This window comes from Planosporangium thailandense (assembly GCF_011947195.1).
GTDB lineage: Bacteria > Actinomycetota > Actinomycetes > Mycobacteriales > Micromonosporaceae > Planosporangium > Planosporangium thailandense.
This window is the reverse complement of the sequence record NZ_JAATVY010000004.1, coordinates 285061-299936: the sequence shown is the minus strand read 5'-3', so window position 1 is coordinate 299936 and position 14876 is coordinate 285061. Positions and strand designations below refer to the sequence as shown.

Annotated in this window: 14 protein-coding genes; 10 read left to right on the top strand and 4 right to left on the bottom strand. The window is 67.1% G+C overall.

Annotated elements, in window-relative coordinates; translation table 11 throughout:
• Positions 1 to 42: 42 nt before the first annotated feature.
• Positions 43 to 255 (bottom strand): hypothetical protein, encoded by a 213-nt coding sequence (locus tag HC031_RS09065; protein WP_167924738.1) that lies wholly within the window; start codon positions 253 to 255, stop codon positions 43 to 45.
• 292 nt (positions 256 to 547) lie between these two features.
• Between HC031_RS09065 and HC031_RS09060 the strand changes: the two genes are divergently transcribed.
• From HC031_RS09060 to HC031_RS09050, 3 genes are all read left to right on the top strand, one after another.
• Positions 548 to 889 carry a hypothetical protein gene (locus HC031_RS09060; protein WP_167924737.1) on the top strand — a complete coding sequence of 114 codons (342 nt, stop codon included), beginning with the start codon at positions 548 to 550 and terminating at the stop codon, positions 887 to 889.
• 162 nt (positions 890 to 1051) lie between these two features.
• The gene (locus HC031_RS09055; RefSeq protein ID WP_167924736.1) at positions 1052 to 1333 is read left to right on the top strand and encodes a hypothetical protein; all 282 of its coding nucleotides are present in this window, start codon (positions 1052 to 1054) and stop codon (positions 1331 to 1333) included.
• Positions 1334 to 1526: 193 nt separating this feature from the next.
• Positions 1527 to 2591, top strand: a complete 1065-nt coding sequence (locus HC031_RS09050) for an integrase core domain-containing protein (RefSeq protein WP_167924735.1) — start codon at positions 1527 to 1529, stop codon at positions 2589 to 2591.
• A gap of 632 nt (positions 2592 to 3223) precedes the next feature.
• Here the strand turns inward: HC031_RS09050 and HC031_RS09045 are convergent.
• Together HC031_RS09045 and HC031_RS09040 are read right to left on the bottom strand one after the other, a co-directional pair.
• Entirely contained in the window at positions 3224 to 3817 is a 594-nt protein-coding gene (locus HC031_RS09045) for a hypothetical protein (protein ID WP_167924734.1), read from the bottom strand.
• 79 nt (positions 3818 to 3896) lie between these two features.
• Complete coding sequence (locus HC031_RS09040; RefSeq protein ID WP_167924733.1) at positions 3897 to 8726, bottom strand: polymorphic toxin-type HINT domain-containing protein; 4830 nt, start codon at positions 8724 to 8726, stop codon at positions 3897 to 3899.
• A gap of 314 nt (positions 8727 to 9040) precedes the next feature.
• On the opposite strand from HC031_RS09040, the gene HC031_RS09035 reads away from it, so the two are divergent.
• From HC031_RS09035 to HC031_RS33830, 6 genes are all read left to right on the top strand, one after another.
• Positions 9041 to 9184, top strand: a complete 144-nt coding sequence (locus HC031_RS09035) for a hypothetical protein (protein ID WP_167924732.1) — start codon at positions 9041 to 9043, stop codon at positions 9182 to 9184.
• 471 nt (positions 9185 to 9655) lie between these two features.
• On the top strand, positions 9656 to 9811 hold the full coding sequence (locus HC031_RS09030) for a hypothetical protein (RefSeq protein WP_167924731.1): 156 nt from the start codon (positions 9656 to 9658) through the stop codon (positions 9809 to 9811).
• Entirely contained in the window at positions 9812 to 10138 is a 327-nt protein-coding gene (locus HC031_RS09025) for a hypothetical protein (RefSeq protein ID WP_167924730.1), read from the top strand.
• Between the two features lie 273 nt (positions 10139 to 10411).
• On the top strand, positions 10412 to 10696 hold the full coding sequence (locus HC031_RS09020; protein ID WP_205862458.1) for a hypothetical protein: 285 nt from the start codon (positions 10412 to 10414) through the stop codon (positions 10694 to 10696).
• A gap of 725 nt (positions 10697 to 11421) precedes the next feature.
• Positions 11422 to 11895: a metallophosphoesterase family protein gene (locus HC031_RS09015; RefSeq protein ID WP_205862457.1), complete on the top strand. Its 474-nt coding sequence runs from the start codon at positions 11422 to 11424 to the stop codon at positions 11893 to 11895.
• A 163-nt stretch (positions 11896 to 12058) separates the two neighbouring features.
• Positions 12059 to 12187: a hypothetical protein gene (locus HC031_RS33830; RefSeq protein ID WP_277349653.1), complete on the top strand. Its 129-nt coding sequence runs from the start codon at positions 12059 to 12061 to the stop codon at positions 12185 to 12187.
• A gap of 224 nt (positions 12188 to 12411) precedes the next feature.
• On the opposite strand, the gene HC031_RS09010 is transcribed toward HC031_RS33830, so the two are convergent.
• A complete protein-coding gene (locus tag HC031_RS09010) occupies positions 12412 to 13521 on the bottom strand; it encodes an ADP-ribosylglycohydrolase family protein (protein ID WP_167924728.1) in 1110 nt (369 codons plus the stop codon).
• 108 nt (positions 13522 to 13629) lie between these two features.
• On the opposite strand from HC031_RS09010, the gene HC031_RS09005 reads away from it, so the two are divergent.
• Positions 13630 to 14745 carry a site-specific integrase gene (locus HC031_RS09005; protein ID WP_167924891.1) on the top strand — a complete coding sequence of 372 codons (1116 nt, stop codon included), beginning with the start codon at positions 13630 to 13632 and terminating at the stop codon, positions 14743 to 14745.
• Positions 14746 to 14876: the final 131 nt, after the last annotated feature.

Below are 14876 nucleotides of genomic sequence, written 5' to 3'. Positions count from 1 at the left end.
TGGCCGCCGTATCGAGCACGCAACGGGCACGCCGAAGCCGGTTCAGCGATCCGCCTCCCACTGTTCTGCACTCTCGTAGACGGTCACGAGGTTGATTGCCGTGGGCTCCCGGCGGCCTTCCGCACGCCAGATGTCGATCACTTTCTGGGCCTCGGCCTCAGTCGAGAAGGCGCCAGCCTGGTACACGATGCCTTCTTCGTCGTCTCGCAGCAGAACGGGCTCGTACAGCAGTCGCGGTTCACGGGGCGCGGACACCAGAGGAACCTATCTCGTCCTGGCCGCCGAAATGGCGCGGACGGCCCGGCGCGCCCGGCTGTCACCGCTCTGCCCCCGTCCCCCGACAGGTGCCGGATCCGCGGCTCGCGGGCGGGGTCAAGGGTGGCCGTAGGCCATCGGCGCAGCCGACGCGAAGCGCCCTTGACGCCGGCCGGGAGGCGTGGAGAGTCGAGCACTGGGACGGGACACCAACCCATACCCGGTTGCGCCGCGCCGAGGTTCGGAGTGAAGTCGCGCCGAAAGAGCGTCCCGAATGCCTAGGCTTCCCGGCGTGGGCGTTGATGTTGAACTGATCCGGGTTGAGCAACAGGGTACGAGCCCGAGACGACGCCGGGATACCCAGGTGGCGGTGGTCGCTGACGCACGCGGACGGTTTACGGAGGCACTTGAGCGGGTCCAGCATGGCGGCAAGACGCCGATGCTTGACCGCATCGACCCGTACGGGCTGCTAGAGCTGTCCCCGGTCGAGATGCCGCAGTTCCTCGGCGAGCTAAGCGAGCTGGTCGCCCGCGCGGAAGGCACAGCGGAGCACGAGGTCCTCGCGGCCGTACGTCGGCTGGCAGAGGCATGCCGTGACGACTCGGACCTCCGCCTCCGTCTTGTCGGTGACTGAGCCCCGCATGCTGGTGCGGCCGGCCGGCGCGTGCGCGGCGGGCCGGAGGTCCAGAGCGCGACGCGCCGCGCCGGCACGGTCGCGCCGCGCTTGCGCGGCGCGCTTGATCCTGAAGAGAACAATTCGGCAATACCAATCGCTGGCACGGCCTAAGGTAGCGACGTGTCACGGGTGTTGATGCCGTTATTCATTGGCGTGATGATGGGCCTGTTCTCGGCCGCCTGGATTATTGGCCGACCGCAGACCAGGCAGGAGGAACGCAAGCGACGGCAGGCACTGGCGGTACGTCGGCGACGCCGGGAGTGGTTCGCAGGCAAGGAGCTGTTTGCAGACCGAATGGGCTCCACGCGCCGCGGTTCGCTCTTGATGGCGGCATGCTTCGGTGCGTTCTCGCTCTATTGCTTCACACTGGCCGCCGCCGCACTGTTCGATGAGCTTCGTTAGCTCGGCACCGCTACGCCGCGAAGGACTGGATCTCGTCGAACAGCTCGGCGGCTTCCCGGGACTTGTCGTACGGCTCGTGACGGAGCATCCCCGCGAAGCGGCCGAGCCTGTGGGGCTCGAATACTAGGTTCGGCCGTCCTGAAGTGCAGTTCTGTGCAAGCTCGAGCCCTGCACAACCATCATGCTCGTGGCCATGAGCGCATCGCTGGTGTACCTGCTCCTGCGCCAGATCCTGCAAATGTTGACCCAGCTCGCCCGGGACGGCGGCACCAAGGATGTCGAGATCCTGGTGCTCCGCCATCAGGTGGCGGTGCTGCGCCGCCAGGTGCACCGCCCCGACCTCCAACCCGCCGACCGGGTGGTACTGGCAGTGCTGTCGCGGCTACTGCCCCGCCCACGCTGGTCGGTATTCTTCGTGACTCCGGCCACGCTTCTTCGTTGGCATCGAGAGCTGCTCGCCCAACACTGGACGTACCCGCACGCACGACCCGGCCGGCCACCGGTCGACAAGCAGGTCCGTGACCTGGTGCTGCGCCTCGCGGCGGAGAACCCATCGTGGGGGCACCGACGGGTACAGGGTGAGCTGGTCGGGCTGGGCTACCGGTTGGCGGCCAGCACGGTCTGGAAGATCCTCAACCAGGCCGGGGTCAACCCGGCGCCCCGGCGGTCTGGGCCGACTTGGAAGCAGTTCCTCGCCGCCCAAGCGCACACAATCCTGGCGTGCGATTTCTTCACCGTCGACACTGTGTTGTTCAAGCGGATCTACGTGCTGTTCTTCGTGGAGATCGCCACCCGCCAGGTCCACGTCGTCGGGGTGACCGCACATCCGACCGGCACCTGGGTAGCCCAGCAGGCACGGAATCTACTCATGGACCTCGACCAGCGCGCGGCGGGGCTGCGGTTCCTACTCCGCGACCGCGACACGAAGTTCACGAGCGTATTCGACGCGGTGTTCACCACCGAGGGCATCGACGTGATCAAGAATCCGCCGCGGGCACCCCGAGCGAACTCATTCGCGGAGCGCTGGGTGGGCACCGTACACCGCGAATGCACCGATCGGATGCTCATCATCGGCGAGCGACACCTGGCGGCCGTACTTGCCGGATACACCTCGCACTACAACGGCCACCGTCCACATCGCTCACTGGGACAACGGCCACCGGACCCACCAACGAGAGTCGTTGACCTGAACGCCGCCCGCGTTCAACGGCGGCCGATCCTGGGCGGGCTGATCAACGAGTACTCGCAGGCCGCGTAGCCCGAACCGACTTTACGAGCCCCACACGCTGCAACGGCCGGAGCCCGCCGCCCGCGCCGAGCGACGAGCTGCTCCGGCCAGGAAAGCCGCAACGATCGCGTGGGTGGCCGGCTGTCGTCGTGCTTCCGGCGATCGGCTGCCGCGCCGGCAGGCCGGCTTGCCCTCGAATCCGCTGGCTGCTGTCCGTCGGCGGCGACGAGGACCAGGGCGACACCATCCCCCAATACCCGAGGCTCCACGCCGCCCGCCCGGTTCACGGCACCGCAAACGCACGGCGCGACCGTGCCGGCTCGGCGCGTCGCGCTCTGGACCTCCGGCCCGCCGCGCACGCGCCGGCCGGCCGCACCAGCAGCCGGGCACATGAACCCAGTCGCCTCCGGCGGGGGCCTCAGGCTCCGGGATAGCCGCCACCGCCATCCCGAGCATAGCCGAGCACACCAGGGCCGGGGTGTCCCAAGGCGGGACGACGGCGACGGGATGGCACGACAACATCCGACGGGGGCGATCGCGGCCAGGGCTGATGACTACCTCACTGAACGATGACGGCAACCCTGACGGCAACCCAGGCGAACGACCACGCTCACCGACGCACTCCAGCGCGAGCTCACCACGCACCGCAACAACATGTCACACTAGCCGGTGACCGCAAGAACTGCTTCGAGCTGATCTATCACGCTGTTTTCCGCGAAAACTTCAGCACCAACAAGAACATCATCGAACTGACCGAACGACCGAACAACAAAAAGACCACCGGCAATCTGACGAACCGCCGCGCGGAGGAGCTCAACGGAGTCTTTCGGTATTGGTTCTAGGGACAACAAGAACCGTTCCCAACCAAAGTCATCCGGCTCACCAATCCGACCAATGCAAACGGCGTTCTCTCGCCGCGTAACCTCTAGTGCGACCGAAAGATCAGTCATCGCAAACTCGATGACGCCGCCGAATTGCCTGACGTCATCAGAGTGAGTGACGCCGACCTCGGCACTATTACCATGCGGAAGCACGACCCCAGCCTTTTCGAATGCCGCCCACAACTTGTCCCGCTCAGCGTTGTAGGCAGTGACACGGTTCGGCCGAGTGAGAGGTTGCCCTAGAGCCACGAGTGACAGTTTTCCCTGGTCAGGCCTCATGATCTCACTGAGAGCGTCCCCAAGAATCGCCGCAGCAGCCGCCGCCGCTGAGCCGATCGACTCGTCGGCCTGCCGCCGCACGTCCACAGAGGCCACACCGACCGTGTTAGGGATCTCCGAGTCGGAAGCGAAGATTGGCCACTCATGCACGACTTCTCGACGGAAAGTGATACGGCTAGTAATCATAGTGATCACCATTCTCCGTGTTAAAGTGCGGCCCACGGTTCTGCGATGGGTCATCGGGGAATATGTGCCCCGCAGAGTCATCTCGGATTCTGATAGTCCGCGTACCGCCACCAGGAGCCGGCACCTCGAATTCATAGATGGTACCAGGCTGCGGATTGCCTCTCCGGTCGACGTTCGGGAGTACACGACTCGGCGACTGACTCGTAGGTATTCCAGAATCGCGCTTAGCCTGATTGAATGCACCGCTCCGGCCAGCTCCAGCAGGCGACAGGTTCGGAGGAGCGCACCCGCCTTCGTTATGTACTAGTACCGGAGTGTTACCGGCCATCACATAGTACGTGTGGAGGTCGTTGACGGTGAGGTTGTGCATGTCGTGGAGTCCGCCGAAGCTACGGACGGCCACGACCCGGACATTGTCACCGTCTGGGGCATGAAGCGTGTCCCCCGGCCGCAGCGTTGCCGCTGAAGTCCACTGCTGGGTTGTGGCATCCCAGAACGGGTGATTCTGGGTGGTGTGCAGCACCGCCTGGGTGCCGTCGGCTGCTGCGACGGTGACGTCGGCGAGGTCGGCGTCGTGGTTGAGGTGGAGTTGCGTGACCTCCTCGCCATGAGTGGTTTGAGTTGTGGGATCGGTGGCTTGCACTCGATCGCCGATTTGAATGTCTTTAATGGGTTTGGTGGTGCCGTCGGCCATGAGCACGGGAGTGCTCGGGTCGAAGCTATTACATGAACCGGATTTGACACCACTGAATCGGCCGTTACCGAAACCGACTGACCCATCTACCATAACGGCGAAGGGCAGGGCCATCTTCGCCCATATTCCGCCCGCCTTCGGGTAGGTCAAATTGACGGCTTCATCGAGACGTTTATACATTCCCAAGTAGAACGTCTCGGAGCACGCGCCGCCGGCCAGGTTCATCAGTTCACAGCCTGCCAGCATCAACCGAAGCTCATTTTCGTAGTTGACAGAATTGAGGAAGGGGTACTTTTTGCGAGCCTGGTCGATGTATTTGGAGAAGGCGATGGCTTCGGGGTGGTCAGTTGGCAGAGTTATTCCATTGACGGTGGTTGTACCGTCGTTGCGCACGACGGTGTGTGTGCCATTTGGACCGTCGTACTGCTGGGCAGGGCTGTCTTGGGACCCACCACCCCCGCCGTTGTTGCCTGCGCAACTGGGTTGGCAGATGTATCCAGGGGCGTCGGGGCGGCAGTCGCCGTCGGGGCATGGGCGCGAGGTGAGCCCGCTGGGGTCGCTGGCGGTGGTGGGGTTGTTGTTGGCGTAGTTGTAGCCGTTCATCTGGATGGGGTCGGCGACGTCGAGGATGGGGTCGACGGAGATGAAGCGGCCGGTGGCGGGGTCGTATTCGCGGGCGCCGAGGTGGGTCAGGCCCGTGGGGTCGGTGACGCCGTTGATGAACCCATGGGTGGTCGGCCAGGTGGACTGCGAACCCCGCGGATTGCCGAAGGGGTCGGTTTTGCGGCGGGTGACGGTGAGGTCGCTTGAGTTGATGGCGAGTTCGCCGGTGCCGTGGCTGTCGGCGGCAAGCCAGGTGAGGTTGCCGGGATCGGTACGGACCGCCACGGTGTCGTAGTAGCGGGTGGCGCTGACCGCACCCGTCTTGTCCCGGTGCACCTCCGTGCCCCCGAGGTAGAGGGTGGTGCCGGTGGCGTCGTGGGCGATAAGCCGGTTGCCGTCGGCGCCGTAGACGTAGGAGGTGGTGCCGGTGCTGTCGGCGAGGGTGGCCAGGTGGCCTTCGGGGTCCCAGGTGAGGGTTTGGCCGGGTTTGCCGGTGATGTTGCGGGTGGTGGTGTCGCCGACCGCGTCGTAGCCGTAGCTGCTGGTGCCGGTGGTCGCGCCGGTCGTGGCGATGGAGGTGACGGCGTGGGGCCGGGTGGCCTTGGCGGCTGGGTAGGTGTAGGTGCGGGTGGTGTCGCCGGTGGTCGCGTGGGTGGTGTCGCTGGTGCGGTTGCCGGTGGTGTCGTAGCGGTAGCTGTCCCAGTACGGGTCGGGGCCGCCGACGGCCGACTGCGACGGCGAGGTCTGGCAGGTGGTGGCGGTGGTGGTCCAGGCCTCGGCGAGCTCGTGACGGCCGTCGTAGGTGAAGCACTGGTTGGACACCAGGGCGCCGCCGGTGGTCTCGCTGATGGAGGTGACCTGGCCGCCGGGGTTGTAGGTGTAGTTCTCGGTGAGCTGTTCGGCGAAGGTGGTGTCGGGGGTCTGGGTGGCCGTCGACACCTGGGTCAGCCGGCGGGTGGCGTCGTCGATGCCGGTGGTGAGCCGTACCTGTTTGGGTGCGGTGCCGAGGAACTGGTACTGGACGGCGCCGAAGTAGTAGTACTTGGTGTCGGCGATGTAGGTGTCCAGCCCCGCCAGGGTGATCGGCAGGCCGGTGGTGTCGTAGCCGGTGGTGACGGTTTCGGCGCCGAGGCCGGCGGCGGCCGGATAGGTCGTGGAGGCCACCGAGCCGTCGATGTTGTAGCTGGTACTGGTGGTCCAGTCGCCGGCCAGTCCGGTTTCGGCGCCGGGGATGCGCACGGTCACACCCTTGGGTCGGTAGGCGTTGTCGTAGCCGGTGACCATGGTGGTGTAGGTGTTGCCGTTGTTGTAGCGGCTGGAGGTGGCGGGCTGACCGTTGACGACGGTGCCGTCGGCGAGGGTGTCGTAGGTCCAGGCGGCCAGCTTCGTGCCGGTGTTGACCGCGCCCTGCCACAGCTGGGTCTTGCGGCCGAGGTTGTCGTAGGTGTAGGCGAGGGTGGTGTTGCGGGCGTCGGTGGTGGTCAGCAGCTGGCCGGCGTCGTCGTAGGTCGACGTGGTGGTGCCCTTGTCCGGGTCGGTGGTCTGGGTGACGCGGCCGCGTAGGTCGTAGCTGGTGGTCCACTTGTTGCCGGCCTGGTCGGTGACCGAGGTCTGGCGGCCGAGCCGGTCGTAGCCGTAGGTGGTGGTCGTGAGCGGGTCGCCGGTGGAAATTACGTCGCTGGAGGCGTACTGCTGGAGTTTGGTGGTGCGGCCGAGGGCGTCGACCAGGGTGGTGGTGGGGATGCCGCCGGCGGGTGGGGTGACGATGGTGCGGTCACCGTCGTAGGCGGCGGTGGTCTGCCACTGGAAGACATTGCCCGCGTACAGCCCGTCGAAGGTCTGCCGGCCGAGGGTGTCGTAGGCGTAGCGGTGCTGGTTTTGCACGTCGGAGTCGAGGTAGGTCAGCAGCGTGTCCGACGGCGCGGAGTGGTTCCAGAAGGTCGATTCCTTGGCTTTCAGGCCGCTGCGGTTGTAGGTGACGTCGGTGATGACCCGCCCGCCGTACCTCTGCGGGGCCGGGGTCTGGGTCTGGCGCAGCCGCAACCGGCCGTCGTAGAGGGCGTAGGAGGTGACCTGCTGCGGTGTCTTGGGCGAGCCGATGAGCTTGGTGGTGGCCACCACGTTGGCGCCGGTGGCGCGCAACGTGTAGGCGTACTGGATGTTGGGGGTGTCGCTGGTGAGCCGGCCGGGCAGCCACACCTTGAGCAGCCGGCCGAGCGGGTCGTAGTTGGCGGTGGTGACCTTGCCGTTGGGGTCGGTGACGGTCCGCGGCACGCCGAGCTGCTTGTCGAGGGTGGTGGTGGTGTCGAACCCGGCCGGGTTGGTGACGGTGACGGCGGTGACTGGGCCGCCGGTGGCCGGGGTGTAGGCGGTGGTGGTCTTGCGGTTGAGGGCGTCGTAGGCGGCGACCGGGCGGCCGTAGGCGTCGTAGTCGGTCTTCGCGGTCTGGGCCCAGTTGCGGGTGCCGCCGGTCACCGACGTCATGGCCAGGGTCTTGGTCGGCAGGCCCGTGGTGGGCGTGGAGTTGCCGCTGGCGCCGTCGTAGTAGGTGGCGTCGCCGGCCAGGTAGTCGCCGTCGCCCGGGGTGCCCGCGCAGTCGGTGGTGATGTGCTCGTACACGTAGTCGACCAGCCACCGGGCCGTGTCCTGACCGGCGTAGTAGATGGTGGTGCAGGTCTCGTCGCCGCTGCTGGCGACGTCACCGTCGTTTTGGACGTAGGTGGTCAGGCCGTAGGTGGTGTCGATCGTGTTGCGGGTGTGGGTGTGCCGCCAGCTTTTGCTGGCCGCGATGTAGGTGTAGCCGTCGGTGTCCCAGGTACGCACAATGGTGGCGTCGAAGGGGCCGAAGGCGGCCTGGTGGGCGGTGTAGGAGCCCCACGGGTTGTTGATCGTCTTGGCGACCGGCAACGCCGGGCTGACGTCGTTTTGGTAGCCGATGTGCTCGCGTAGGAACCCGGTCAGGTAGGGCCAGTCGGTCTGGGTCGTACCGTTGCTGTCGGTGATTTTCGCCGTGCGGGGGGTGGTGTCGGTGCTGTCGCCGTTCATGCCGCGGAAGTACAGGTCGGTGGTGTAGGTGACCGGCTCGCCGCCGCTGCCGTGCCAGGTGTACACGGTGGTGTAGCCGCGCCAGTCGTTCCAGGACCGGTTCGGCAGCGGTACGAAGTAGTCGTGGTCGTGGTGCCACAGCACGTTGGTCGACGATCCGGCCGTGCCGTAGTTGTAGGCCCATACCTCTTCCGGGCTGCCGCCGGTCATGTCGTCGACTTTGACGTCGGCGACGAGGTACTTGTTGAACCAGGCCCACCCTGGAGGGCTGGTGCCGTAGGTGATGTGTTGCGGGAAGCAGCGGTACGGATTCTGGGCCGGGTCGACCTGCCCGGCGGACAGCATCGCCGGGGTACAGTCGACGCCGGTGTAGTCCACGGTGGTCTGCGACCCGGCATCCGAGTCGATCCGTTTGATGCGCCACTTGTTCAGATACTCGACGCCCTTGCTCAGGTTGTAGTCGGCCCGGTTGGCCATGGTCTGCCCGTTGAAGGTCAGCGTTGGCTCGTCGAGACTGCCCCCGGCCAGGCCGGTGTGGGTGATACAGCGTCGGCGACAGGCTGTCGCCGGGATCCGGATAGATCTGGCTGGCCGTCCACCGGTCGACCAGGTGGTACGCGCTGGTGGTCGCGTCGGTGAGGACTTCGGTGGTGACCCGGTCAAGCCGCCACTCGGTCCAGAACACCGGTGACTGCAACGAACACGCGCTGCTGGCGTCGCACCATTTGTCCCACGGGGTGTCCGGCCAGTTGTCCGGATGGCCTTCGCAGTTGCCCGACGAGTAGAGGTAGGTGCAGCGCACTGCCACGTCGAAGATGACCTTGTCCGGCGCCGGCCCGGCGGCCTCCTGCCCGGCCCGGGTGCCGTACTCGATACGCGACAGGTACCCGCCCCGGGTCTCGTACAGCCGGTTGGTGCCGTTGTTGGCCGCGTAGTAGTGCCCCTCCCGCTTGTAGAACAGCGACATCGAGTTGCCGGCCGGGTCCACGACGTAGTCGAGGTTCCACCGCCACGCTAGCCAACACCATGAGTTGGCCCAGGTCGCGTTGTAGCAGGGGTAGCTGCTGTGGGTGCTGTAGACCGGCACCGACCACACCGACTGCTGCGCATCACCGGAGTCCACGCTTGGACGGCTGGAGCGGCCGAAGTAGTACTGGGTGCCGTCCTGGGTGGTGACCACCCAGTACTCGGCCCGCTTGTCGGTCAGGTACGTGCCGGAAACCGGAGCGTCGAACTTCCGCGTGACCTTCCAGCCTGGGTCGTCGACCAGCTTCCACTGATGCGTGCTGTCATCGACGATGATGTCGCTAGATACCCCGTTGAGGCTGATCGTGACGTCGTCGGACAGGTAGCACAGGTCGCCGGTGCCCTTGCCGGCGTCGGCGCAGCTTTGGAACTTGCGTTCGATGAAACCCTGGGTGAGGTCCCAGCCCTCACCCACCCACGACGGCTGCGCGTTCTTCGCCTCGGTCCGGCCGTCCACCGACTGCGCCGAGTACGACAACGCCAGGTTCGGCTGCGGGCCCGCCGGCGGCGTCGGCACCTTCATCGGCACGGAGTAGGTGAAGTCCCCGGCCTGCTTGCCGGCCGCCCAGGACTGCGTCATCGACAGCGGCGTGGCCGTCCAGTCCCCGGCCTGCGACGAGTTCGACGCCGTCACCGCCATCACCGTCGCATTGCTGGTGGTCGCCTGCGGGGTCGCCGACGACGCCGACGGGGAGCTTCCGGCCGGGCTGTCGCCGGCGACCGGCACGGCGTCGGCCGACACCACGTGCGCGCTCGGGATGTTGACCGCCCCGGGCACCGGCGTGGTCTGCTGGCAGGCGGGGTTCTCCGGCGTGGTCAGCACACACCCCGGCAAGGTCACCAACTGCAGCCGTGCGGCGTAGTCGCCGCCGTACGCGCCGGCGAACGCCGAATAGTCCACGTCGAGGGCCGCCTGGCCCGACCTGGTGACGCCGTCGGCGCGCGACACGCCGAAGATGACGCCGTTGATCCCGGCACGCTTGGCCAGGTCCTGCCCGGCCACCTGCACCCGCACCGACCCGGGCGGGGTCGCCGCGGCCAGGTTCGCGCGCATCTGCGCCGGCGTCTGCGGATCGTTGCCCGTCGCATCACCGGCAGCACCGCGCACCCGCACCGGCAGTTGACCCGGCGTACCCGTGCCCGCCGGCGCGGCACCAGCGGCCCCGCCGGCCGGCGGCACCGCCGCCCGCGCGGCACCGACCGCCGCCGTGTCCACCCCGACCACCGCCGCGCCACCGGCCGGCCATGACACCGACGGCGGCGTCCACTCCGGCATCTTGGCCGGCGCGGCAGCCTTGGCCGGCACCGGCGACACCGGCACCGACTTCGTATCCGGAACATCCGGCGGCGTCACCGGCGGCGCGGCCAACGCCGGCACCGCCGGCGACAACCCCACCGCCACCGTCGCCGCCAGCACGTAGGCGACCGCCCGGCGCAACCGGCGACGACGCCCGGCAGTGTTGCCGAAAACAGGTACGACGACGCCACGCCCCGATCGACCGGCCATGCCACAACTCCCCACCCAACGACAAGCTGGGCCGGACGCTAGAGCCACAGGGGGAAGAGATCAACAATCCCGCCGACACGAAGATCGTCTATCAGTGTCTCGAGATCAGCCAATCGGCCGACAAACAGATCGGATTAACCAGACAAGGGCAAGGAAAAGATCCCTGAAATGGAAGAAGCAGTTACAAAGATCTTCAAACAGTGCCCCTACGGCAACGCAAGTCGTCGATCCGGGCACGGGTTGGATCCGGGCCGACCTGCGCCGACACAGCACTACCGTATGGAGCACTGGCCAACAGCCCAACAATCAGAGGGCCAGCGGCTCGAGCGTTGGTCGGTGTAGCCCGTGCTCGCCCAACCGCGCTTCTCGCGGCGTCCCCGCCGTCTGACTTCGCGGCTACGGTAGCGACATGCGTATCAGCGGCCCGGGCGTCGAGGCGGTCACCGAGCTCGGGTACCGGCGGGCGCGTCCGGGTGGTGGGACCGAGGCCGCGCGGTTGACGGTGGGCCGGCTGGCCGTTGCCACCGTGCCGGACGGCTGTGATGCGGTCTTAGTTACGGGGACCTGCAAGGGGTCGCCGCGTCGCCGTGGGGCGGCTCACCGGTACTGCTGGGCGTCGCCCTGGCCGACTACCTGTCGGTGTGGGCCGGCCAGGGTGCCTCCGGCGCGGTCGACGACGTGTGGCTGGCGTTCGCGGCAGCCGGGTGCCCCTGGATTATCGGGGTGGCCGGCAACCACGATGTCGTGTCACCCGACGATCTACGTGACCTCGGCCCGACGGCGGCGCTGCTGGACGGCATTTGGGCCGACCGCGGCGCTGTCCGCTTCGCCGGCGACCCACCCCGGCCGGGATGCAGCAGTGAGAATCTACAGCTGGCGACAATCGATGCCGTGCTCGCCAGCAACCCTGACGTCCTTGTCCTGCACGAGGGCCCTCCGGGCAACCGAGCCGGCCAACCCGGCAACCCGGCTATCGGTGCGCGTCTGCGCGCCCACCCACCCGCGCTGACAGTCTGCGGCCACGTCCACTGGGACACGCCCATGGCTCGCCTCGGCGACGGCTACGTCCTCAACGTCGACGATCGGGCAGTGATCCTGAGGTCTTCACGGTGATCCACTCCCCCCCTCCGCGGCGCGGTGCTCCCGGCACGGCGGGGGTCAACGGCGAGATGAACACGCACTCCCACGTGTCCGTTGCCGTGCGACGCCGCGGCGCCTGCCTGAGGCCGGGAAATCACATCGATGAGCCTGCGTGTGTCCGCCTACCCTGATCGGCGTGGCCACTCCGTTCCTGTTCTGCAGCGACCCGCTCCACCCACGTCGGGTGGATGAACATCTCATTGCCGAAGCTGAGACGGTCCGCGCCGCGAGCGGCCCGGTCGCGCTGATCGACCACGACGAGTAGCCGCGGGGCCTGTGGCACCATGAGCTGCAGGCAGGCAGGTCGGACGTGGGCAGCCGGTGTACCTGCCGGAGATCAACGAGCGGTCGCTCATCGGCCTAAGTTCAACTCGGCGCTGCCCCGGCTGTTAGCCATGGCCACCCTGGCTGCACGGCTCTCCGATCTGCCGAACGCGCTGACAGCGCTACGCGAGCCAGCCCGATTCGTGGTTGGTTGACCCTCCGAGCTCACCAGCCGGGATAGCGACTCCACCAGTACGGATCGGTGCCCTCGCTGTATTCGCCCCCAGAAGGGTGCTCGGTGATTTGTCGGACAAGGTCGCGGGCCAAGGTGTCAGCAACCCAGACCAATTCGGTACGCGACAACCAGTCGATCGGTAGCGCGTCTGGACCGTGCAGACCCCCGAGCAACGTTCCGCTGACCGTGGCGACATGGCCGCCGTCGCCTGCGGACGCCGCGAAGCACAGTGCCTGGCGGATGTCTCCGCGTTCACTGAAGGATGCTGCTGTGTAAAGGCCTCCGGCGAGCGCCGATAATGCCGTGGCGTTGGAGGCAAAGTTCCTCAGCTGGGTGAGGTCACCTGGGTTCTCCCCGGCCGCTTTCATGGCGTCGAAAAGGATGGGAACGTCGGCGTAAACCTGCGGACGGACTGCTGTGTCTACTCTCGATCGTGCCAGCGCATACGCTTGTTCAAGGCGGTGGCCTTCCCCGATCATGCGTACCGTGCCGGCGCCGATTGCGGCGGCGACGACAGCTTCGCCGCGGTGCGTCAAGGCCGCGATCTCTGCCGCCAGTTCAACAGCAATCGGTAATGGGCTGAATAGCCCCACCGGCAGCGCGCGGGTGCAGGCATGCGCCCCGATGCTGGTGCCAATTGGCGCGGTAACAGTACCTGGTCTGTTCTCGCGCAGTGCTTTGACCGTGGTGGGCGCGGTGCCGCGCTTCTCTTTGAGGACAGGCACATCGGCGAGCCAGCCGTCCGGCCAGCCGAGAGGGTTGCCGTCCGCTTCCTCCGCGTGGGCGATGAGGCCCTGCATGGCCGCCCAGCGACGGTATGCATGCCAAACCACCCCAGGCGGATGACAGATGCCCTTGTGCGACATTCGGACGTCAGCCCGAATCAAGCCTTCTGTCGTCAAGCAGGCGAGTTGCCCTCCGGCTTTTGCGTGTAGCTGCCCGGTCGGCGGCACCTCGCCGTTCACTGCCCCAACCGCATCCCCCAGAATCAAGCCGAGCAGTGAGCCCCTTGCGAAGGTCAGCCACTTGTCCGGTGCCAGCATGCGGTCCTGCATCTGGGTACTCTCCTGCTCGTGCCACCTATTGGCGATCTTGTCCAACGTCTACGTACATTCGCAGATGAATGGAACTGGGGCCAGTTCCACACTCTGAAAACCTGGTGATGGCTGCCGCCGGCGAGATGAGCGAACTGGCCGCAGGGTGCCTGGATAGAAAAACGCACCGCCCGCTACCGCGTCCGGTACCGGCTCGCCGACGGCACCGTCGGCACCGACTCCTGGCACCCCACCAAGGCCGCCGCCGAACTGCGCTGCAAGCAGGTCGAGGTCGAACAGGCCCTCGACACCTACCTCGACCCCGCCCTCGGCCGGATCACCCTCGCCGAATGGGTCGCCATCTGGGAACCCGGCCACATCGCCGGCCCGGCCAAGTGGGCGGCCTACCGCAGCCATCTGCGCAACCACATCCTGCCCCGCTTCGGCGACACCCCGCTCAACCAGATCACCCGCCAGTCGGTCAAGGTCTTCGTCAAACACCTCAAACAACACCTGGCCGACAGCAGCGTCGCCAGCGTCATGTCACTATTCAGCCTGTTGATGCGCGAGGCCGTCATCGACCGGCGCATCCCCTACAACCCCTGCCACGGCGTCAAGGTCATCACCCGACGCGCGGACGAACGGCCGCACGCGACCCCCGCGCAGGTCAACGAGATCGCCTCCCGCATCGACCGGTTCAGCGACCAGATCCTCGTCATCACCGCCGCGTACACCGGCATGCGCTGGGGCGAACTCGCCGGCCTCGCCCGCACCAACACCCACCTCGACGACGGGATGCTGCGCGTCGACCCGAAAGTCGGCGCCCTGCACGAGGTCGCCGGCGAGCTCTACCTCGGCCCGCCCAAGACCCCCGACTCCGCCCGCGACGTCCACATCCCGCCGTTCCTGGTCGGCCTGCTCCGCCAGGTTCTCGACGGTCACGATCACGACCAGGTCTTCTGCGGCGCCCGCGGCGGCCTGCTCCGCCGCTCGTCGATGTCCCGCCGCGTGTTCGGCCCCGCGGTCAACGGCAACCAGCGCAACGGCCTGCCGCCGGTCATCGCCGGGATGCACTTCCACGACCTCCGCCACACGCACAAAACCTGGCTCATCGAAGACGACATCCCCGAAGTCGCCCAGGCCCAACGCCTCGGCCACCGGCTGGCCGGGGTCCGCGGCATCTACAGCCACGTCACCCCCGCCATGCGGCAACGCATCGTCGACGCCCTCCAGGCCCGCTGGGAGGCCCACCAGCCCGGCCGCACCGCCAACCCACCCATCGCGGCCTGACCACCAACGACCGGTCGGGGCGGCGCCAACGCGCCGCCCCGCCGCCGTCACCCGGCCACAGCCGCCCGCACGCCCCCACGGGCTACCCAGCAGCCAGCCGGCACATCGACGACCAGAAATCGCCCTACACA

Bases quoted from the DNA above. Each gene is read 5' to 3' on its own strand.
- HC031_RS09040 (WP_167924733.1), bottom strand. From the start codon at position 8,726: ATGGCCAACCGGGCCGACTACAACCTGAGCAAGGGCGTCGAGTATCTG.
- HC031_RS09030 (WP_167924731.1), top strand. From the start codon at position 9,656: ATGAAACCCTGGGTGAGGTCCCAGCCCTCACCCACCCACGACGGCTGC.
- HC031_RS09050 (WP_167924735.1), top strand. From the start codon at position 1,527: ATGAGCGCATCGCTGGTGTACCTGCTCCTGCGCCAGATCCTGCAAATG.